8 protein-coding genes are annotated in these 6,355 nt (G+C 54.9%); 2 read left to right on the top strand and 6 right to left on the bottom strand.

From position 1 onward, the window contains the following. Both OP495_RS15945 and OP495_RS15950 read right to left on the bottom strand, forming a co-directional pair. Positions 1 to 525 (bottom strand): hypothetical protein (locus OP495_RS15945; RefSeq protein WP_280570690.1); only part of this gene is annotated, 525 nt, incomplete at its 3' end. A gap of 4 nt (positions 526 to 529) precedes the next feature. Continuing rightward, entirely contained in the window at positions 530 to 1,603 is a 1,074-nt protein-coding gene (locus OP495_RS15950) for a hypothetical protein (RefSeq protein WP_280564541.1), read from the bottom strand. Between the two features lie 226 nt (positions 1,604 to 1,829). Here OP495_RS15950 and OP495_RS15955 point away from each other — a divergent pair, with 226 nt between their 5' ends. Then, entirely contained in the window at positions 1,830 to 2,375 is a 546-nt protein-coding gene (locus OP495_RS15955; RefSeq protein WP_280564543.1) for a hypothetical protein, read from the top strand. A gap of 250 nt (positions 2,376 to 2,625) precedes the next feature. Further along, entirely contained in the window at positions 2,626 to 2,955 is a 330-nt protein-coding gene (locus tag OP495_RS15960; RefSeq protein WP_280564545.1) for a hypothetical protein, read from the top strand. A gap of 36 nt (positions 2,956 to 2,991) precedes the next feature. Here OP495_RS15960 and OP495_RS15965 read toward each other — a convergent pair whose 3' ends face one another. From OP495_RS15965 to OP495_RS15980, 4 genes are all read right to left on the bottom strand, one after another. Continuing rightward, entirely contained in the window at positions 2,992 to 3,312 is a 321-nt protein-coding gene (locus OP495_RS15965) for a transposase (protein ID WP_280564546.1), read from the bottom strand. 28 nt (positions 3,313 to 3,340) lie between these two features. Further along, on the bottom strand, positions 3,341 to 3,604 hold the full coding sequence (locus tag OP495_RS15970; protein WP_280564547.1) for a hypothetical protein: 264 nt from the start codon (positions 3,602 to 3,604) through the stop codon (positions 3,341 to 3,343). Positions 3,605 to 3,856: 252 nt separating this feature from the next. Further along, a complete protein-coding gene (locus OP495_RS15975) occupies positions 3,857 to 4,639 on the bottom strand; it encodes a phospholipase D-like domain-containing protein (RefSeq protein ID WP_280564548.1) in 783 nt (260 codons plus the stop codon). Positions 4,640 to 5,237: 598 nt separating this feature from the next. Next, positions 5,238 to 6,355: ISL3 family transposase (locus tag OP495_RS15980; RefSeq protein ID WP_280570691.1), on the bottom strand; the 1,118-nt coding region annotated here is incomplete at its 5' end.

A 6,355-nucleotide genomic window follows, 5' to 3' on the forward strand; every position in this document is an offset into this window, starting at 1 on the left:
CCGCCAGGGGCGTTGTCGCCAGCGTTGCCGGTCATCTTCCTGAAAGGCTTCGATGCTGATCGCGCCTTGTCCACGGGCATGCTCAAGGCCGATATGGGGGGTATGACTAAGCAGTCGGAGACAGGCTTCAAGCTGCCCCTCGCCATAGAACACCACAAAAGGGCTGAGTAGCGCCGGGTGGCGGGTCAATTTCGGGGCTTGCGGCCCGCCATCAATACGCAGCTTACTTTTCATGCCTGACGCGGACGCGAATGGCAGGCGTGACACGCCGGAGGTCAGCCCGATTTCCTGGGCGACCAGCCCATGGTGTGGCGTGACGCCGAAAATCAGTTGGGAGGCGCGATAGCCGCCCCGCGCGTCGTCAAATACCAATGGCAAGGTATGCAGTTGCGACCAATCCAGATGCTGCCGGCAGGCTGCTTCCTGCAGCAGCGTATCCAACCTTGGCACCACTCGGGGCAGGATCAGCGGCGTATGCAAACGAAGCATCAGCCTGAAAGGCTGCGTGGTTTCACTCGATACCATGGGGTCAGGCCTTCCGGCGTTGGCGGGCCTCGGTGAGCGTGAAGAGCCGAAAATCGAACTCCCGCACAGCTTGCTCAAAGGCGGCAAACGCTGACTCAAGCGCCTCGCCTTGCATATCGAAGCCCATGGCATCCAGCACCACTCGCCCGATGGCCTGGCTGCGATGTTCACCAGGCGACCGCTGGAACACTTCCCATTCGGCGCGTATATCACCGAAGCCCGTCGCGGCATGGCCGCCCAGACGGGGACGCTGGGAGAACTCCGCCAGAGCATGCAGGATCAGCCCCAGGTGTGTCGGGGTGCCCTGGATGATACGTAGCGTGGAGGACAGCTCGCTGCCCGGAGCGATAGCCTCGTAACCTGCAATCGGATGCTTGATGGACTGCTCGGCACCCTCGCGGGCCTTCTTGATGGCCTTCTCCTGGGCCTGCATTTCGTGAATCTGGTCATTGATTGCCCGTCTTTCCTCACGATCTTCTGTATCGTGCGCGGCTTTCTTGAGCCGTTTAACCTCGGTACGTACTTCCTCGATATCATCCATGCTTTCTCGGGCACTCCGCAGCGAAGCAAGCAATGCGTCCTGCTGCTCCTCGTTGAGGTACTGCATCATCCCGGAGTCATGCTCGAACTGGTCATGACGCATTCCCTGACCGGCATCGATCAGGTTGGTGGCCGAGGTCAGCATCGGGCTCACCTCAAGGTGTCCGGCCAGCTTCCAACGACCGAATAGGCTGATGAAGGGATTGAATTCGCGTAGCCAGTTTTCCGCCATGGGATCGCTGAACTTGCCGCTCGACTCGTTGTTGACGCCCCGAGTAATGTCCACGCCTTCGCCCAGCATGTAGAGATCGCCACGGTCGAACACCGCATCCAAGGGAACACCTTGAGCTTTCGCTACCAATCGGATCACCGCCCTCAACGCCGCCTTGCGCAGAGGGCCACGCAGGGTGCCGCCATTGAGGAACGTTTGGCCATGCGGCGTGCGGGGTAACCGATTATCCATGCCGAAGTAGTTGACGCTAATCGGTGCCTCGGCAGTTATATGGCCGGCAAGCTGATAGGCGAGGGACTGTGGCATAGGGTGTTCCTGATACGGCGTGGATGATGCGGGCCATCCTACCATTCCCTACATTCGTGGGTAGCCGTGTACGGGGCAACAGACACAGCGGATCACATTTTATCAATTAACGCGGAAAACCTCGTAGCTTCTAGTTGTAGGGTCCCTGATGATCAAATGAGATATAGAAGTTATCCTCTGCTGGCAGCCAGAGAGCTTCTACAGCAACTCATCCGGGAGCAGGTTCATGGACATCAAGCTGCATAAGCAGGCCACCACGACACCCAAGATCCGTGCCGAGATCCAGGCGGCGCCCTCCAGCATCAGCGATAGCGAGTTGGCCCGGCAGTACGGTGTTGGCGACTCGACCATTCGCCGTTGGCGGTACCGAGATAATGTCCATGACCGCTCTCATACGCGGCACAACCTACTGGCCACACTGACGACCGAGCAGGAAGAAGTGCTGATCGCTGCACGGGCTTTCCTGCGCCTCGGCCTCGATGATCTGCTGATCGTGGCACGCGAGTTCCTGAACCCTCGGCTGTCACGTTCCGGCTTGCACCGCATGCTCAAGCGGCGCGAAGTGCCGACGCTCGCCGCGTTGGCTCGGCAAGATGCCGGCGGTGATGAGACATCTCGGCACTATGCCTCTGGCGAAGACTTGGAACAGACACTGAAGCGGTACTGTTGGCTGTACAATCACCATATCTCGCTGAAGGCACTGAATCATCAATCACCGATAGCCGCGATGAAAGAATGGCAGGCCAAACGGGCAGAGCTATTTACCAAGTGAGCAGTCAATCATACGGGACCCAGCAATCGATCGACACGTTTGATGGCGTGCTTGGGCGCTGCCGAGCCCGGCAAGGCACCTCCCAGGACCGTCAAGCCCAGGCGACGCTCTCCCAACAGGGCTATGGCTTTTGCCACCTCACGAATGCTTGCTTCGTTGTCACTATATATTCTGAAATAAGAATTTGATATATTGTTTTGTATAATTAAAATAACAACACTAAACAAAATTAATAAAGGTATGAAAAAGCATGGAGCCTGATATCCAAAGCGTACTATTCAATTCAGCAGTAAGTGTAGGTGCCTCACTCTTAGTGGGTGTAATTTTATTTAAGGCTGCAACGGTTAAGGGTCAAGCCTCCGCTGCTAAAGAATCAGGGCGAAAATTCGCTGCTTATGCAATTTTTATAGGCACTATAATAACTCTCCCTTCTTTTTTCAGTAGCATCAATTTTGAACCATTGCAGTATTCTGTAGAGCCTATTGCACAATGGATAATAGCCTGTGTCGCCTATGGGCTTATTGGCTACTTTATAGGATGGATATATTGGAAGTTATTCAAAAGGCAGAAAAACCATTAAAATATCAGAGGTCGGATGATAGGGTTCTTCGTCACTTCATGTGGATTTGGCCTGATCAAGAAAGTGGCCTACCGGGCTGCCGATCAGGTAGATCATGGCGATGAAGTTGGTCTCGTTACGGTAGCCGCGTGCGCGTGACCGGGCAGCTTGGAACAGACCGTTCATGCCTTCCTGGCGCGCGTTGGTCAGCCCCGAGAGCCGGCGCCTCACCACCTGCTCCGCATGCCGCTCCAGCGTGGTCAGGGCCTTCGCCATTGGCTTGAGCAGGGCTGACCGGCGACCGCTTCTCGCATGATCTTGAGGTAGTTCGTAATGCGCCACCGGGCGGCACGCGGCTTCGACGCCTGCTGAATCCATCGTAGCTTCTCCTTGATTCAGGCATCAGCTAACTCACCAGCTCCCACAGCCTCGTTTCGACCTGTTCTCTAGCTTCGCGTGATGCTTCCAGGACCTTTTCGCCTTGGAGGGCGACTTGGATGCCTTGCATGATCGCGTCCCGGACGATGCGACGAATCGTGTTGTAGGTTTCAGGTTCGCTCTCGTAGGCGGCGAGTACCTGCCGAGGGCTGGCGAGGACCAGAGTGGAGCCGGCGCCAACACCGAGAAGAAAGTGACGGTGGGGCATTGGTGCGTCGAGTCGAGTCATCATGGGAGATGCCGTATTCGTTGTTGTTCTTGTAAAAGATAGTGGATCGCTTACGCTCCTACAGATCAGAGCGCTCCCGCGATTCCTGATTATTCTGGTACTAATACAGTACGGCGCCTTGGCATCGCTATTGGAGTGGGACGAGCCGGGCGCGGTAGTGCCTATTGCGTGGCGTGGTAATGAGTCAGGCGAGGCGGTATGTGGTGATACCTGACTTCGTTCGTGGGACGTTATATCTCCTTAGGAACAATGATCTCAACTGGCGTAAATAGGTTTGGCGCCATGTATGGATTTATGGAAGTTTTCGATCTCTATCTTGACGTCTTTGGGGTTTTCTATTTTCCAGCTCGTTTCTGCGTTTCTGTTATGGTGACTTGAGAGCCAGTTGTGGCTTCCAGAAATAAAGTAGTCGTTATCTTTAATTAAAATTTTTTGGTGGGTAGCGACTTGTGTGATTTCCAAGGTGCCACGGAAGGTGGTAGATGTTCTTTGTAATTTTTGAATCTTTCTTAATGCATTAAGTCCGTTTTTGCTCATTTTATGGTTGCCATCGAAATCAATGGCGCCATATTTTATGTGAATATCGACGCCACGAATTAGCGCCTTTCTCAAAATTCTATAAAATTCATCATCAACTACCTTTTCGGAAATCCAGCCCGAAATGATGTAGATGTGTTGGGTGGCAGTGTTAATGGCGTAGTATAGCTCTGATAGATGCTGTTCGTTTTCGATGCGGGAGTTTTTATAATTTTGTTGCTTGGCGGGACGATCCTGGGTTGCGCTAGTCTTGTCAAAGTTTCTGCTTTGAGGCTGGTGATACTGTCTAATTAAGGCATTTATTTTATCCCTGCATTTACGTACTGCGTACCAAGATCCCCATGCGGAAATCATCTGTACACCTAATAGATCATCGCTATGTACCATCGCTAGCGTCCAGCCACTAACTAATATGGCAACTACTAAACCATAGCTTTCTTTGCGCCATGTGGCGTAGCCAACAATACAGATTACAGCAATTTGCCAGTAGAGTATGTCCATGTATGGCCTCAGGTTTCGCGCATTATTACCCATATTTACATGATTTTGCTTTTAAGTCTAGATTAGGAAAATAATCTGTGTGGCATCATTTTCATGCTCGCTGACTTATAAGCTAGGTATCGGGTCCCGCATGACTGACTACCCGCTTGGTAAATACTTCTGGCTGCCAACAGCCAGTTCCCCAAAAAATAAATGATGGTGAATAGCCGGAGCTACCCAATGGGGCAGCTCCGGCGTTATGTCGTGACGCGCGGTCACAGATACCCCAGCTCCGCAAGGGATTCACATCCCTCGCTCCCGACCACCACATGATCATCAGGGACCCAACATGCCATGACGAGGCCGGATATAAGTGTGCAGTCCTCACCTTCATCCATCGTTGCTACTGGCTTGCACAACAGGACGGGTCCATATAAGGGACATGGGCAGCGCAGTTGCGGCGCCGGGGATCAGCGTGAACGACGTATGTGAATAGCTGGATCTGGATCACCTTGCACACTATTGATGCGACATCGGTCATCGATCGACTATTCGACCTGGGCATCGGGAGGAGCCTGCTGACTAACCCGGCGTTGATGAGGGGGGCTCGAAAATTGGTTCATCGCACTTTACCGGGAAAGGCGGCACGGATCTTCAGGAAGAAGTACGCCATGTCGCGGTACCCGTAGGCCATCCGTTTGATGACCTTGATCCGATTGTTCATGCCCTCCAGTACACTGGTATTCAGTCGATGCCGGGCACTAGAAACGATCCCCTCCAGATAGGGCTCCAGCTTCCGGACGAAGTGCGCCAAGGCGCCAATTCCGCTGCTGAGGGCCATGTCAGCCCACTCCTGCCAGGCGCTTCGGGCGGTGGCCTCATTCTCGGCGAACCACAGCGTCTTGAGCTGGTCCTTGAGCAGATAGGCGGTGGTCAGTGACGCATTGGCAGCCAGCAACTCTTCCAGCTTGACCGCTTGCTCGGGCTTGAGGTTGTCGGCGTTGCGCAGCAGCAGCCAGCGGCTGCTCTTGATCACCTTGCGGGACGCTTTATCGTCCCGTAGCTGATTGGCCTGATCAACGCGTACACGGTCCATCACCTCACGTCCATATTTGGCCACCACATGGAAGCGGTCATAGACCACGACGGCGTTGGGACACTGGGCCTTAACCTCCAGGTCGAACGCCGAATTCATGTCCATGGCGACGGCTTCGATCTGTTGTCGGGCATCGCCCAAACATTCGAAGAAGGGGCGGATCGCCTCGCGGGAGCGGCCTTCGCCGATCCACACCACCTGCTGGGTATCGGCACAAGCGACCACCGTGGCGTAGCGGTGCCCTTTGTGCAGGGCAAATTCATCCATCATCAGCCGGCGTAGCCGTGTCCTGTCCGGTTCTGGCAAGTCGCGTTGCAGGCGCCGTTTATCGATGGTCTTCACGGTATGCCAGTGCAGACCGACGAGGTCAGCCACGTGGCGGATAGGTAGCAAGTTCACCAGGCGCTCTACCCACTGGCGTAGCGTATCGGTCACGCCAGCTCGGCCCGGCAGCCAGTCGATCCGCTCGCGTGTCGGTCCACAGACAGGGCAGCGCAGGCGTCTCACCGGCACCTCCAGCACGACCTGGTAAATCAGCAGCGGGGCCTCTCGGACACGCCGGTGGTGCACATCATGGATGAGGAAGCAGGCGTGATCGCAGCTGCTGCAGACCGGCGGGATCCGGTCATCGGGCTCCAACT

The organism is Chromohalobacter sp. 296-RDG (assembly GCF_029889885.1).
Lineage (GTDB): Bacteria > Pseudomonadota > Gammaproteobacteria > Pseudomonadales > Halomonadaceae > Chromohalobacter.

Bases quoted from the DNA above. Each gene is read 5' to 3' on its own strand.
- OP495_RS15965 (WP_280564546.1), bottom strand. From the start codon at position 3,312: ATGGATTCAGCAGGCGTCGAAGCCGCGTGCCGCCCGGTGGCGCATTAC.
- OP495_RS15970 (WP_280564547.1), bottom strand. From the start codon at position 3,604: ATGATGACTCGACTCGACGCACCAATGCCCCACCGTCACTTTCTTCTC.
- OP495_RS15960 (WP_280564545.1), top strand. From the start codon at position 2,626: ATGGAGCCTGATATCCAAAGCGTACTATTCAATTCAGCAGTAAGTGTA.
- OP495_RS15955 (WP_280564543.1), top strand. From the start codon at position 1,830: ATGGACATCAAGCTGCATAAGCAGGCCACCACGACACCCAAGATCCGT.
- OP495_RS15975 (WP_280564548.1), bottom strand. From the start codon at position 4,639: ATGGACATACTCTACTGGCAAATTGCTGTAATCTGTATTGTTGGCTAC.
- OP495_RS15950 (WP_280564541.1), bottom strand. From the start codon at position 1,603: ATGCCACAGTCCCTCGCCTATCAGCTTGCCGGCCATATAACTGCCGAG.